Source organism: Penaeicola halotolerans (genome assembly GCF_016464625.1).
Lineage (GTDB): Bacteria > Bacteroidota > Bacteroidia > Cytophagales > Cyclobacteriaceae > Penaeicola > Penaeicola halotolerans.
Genome location: NZ_JAEAGO010000031.1, coordinates 1 through 328, shown reverse-complemented (window position 1 = coordinate 328; position 328 = coordinate 1). Strand labels below are relative to the sequence as shown.

Annotated in this window: 1 protein-coding gene; it reads right to left on the bottom strand. The window is 53.4% G+C overall.

What is annotated here, in order from left to right:
* Positions 1–118: 118 nt before the first annotated feature.
* The gene (locus I5349_RS14360; protein ID WP_226391336.1) at positions 119–256 is read right to left on the bottom strand and encodes a hypothetical protein; all 138 of its coding nucleotides are present in this window, start codon (positions 254–256) and stop codon (positions 119–121) included.
* Between the last annotated feature and the right edge of the window lie 72 nt (positions 257–328).

Below are 328 nucleotides of genomic sequence, written 5' to 3'. Positions count from 1 at the left end.
CATACCCCCTTATCCTCCATACTCCCCCATCCTCCCTACTTCCGCAACCTCCCTACTCCTGCATCATCCCTACTCCCTCATCCTCCATATGCCCTCATACTCCATACTCCCTCATCCTTCATACTCCCTCATCCTCCACACTCCTGAATCCTCCATACCCCTCATCCTCCATTTCTCGCATCCTCCCTAATCCTGCATTCTCCATACTTCCGCATCCTCCATACTCCTGCATCCTCCATACTCCCTCATCCTCCACACTCCTGCATCCTCCATACTCCCTCATCCTCCATACTCCCTCATCCTCCATTTGCCCTCCTCCTCCCTATAC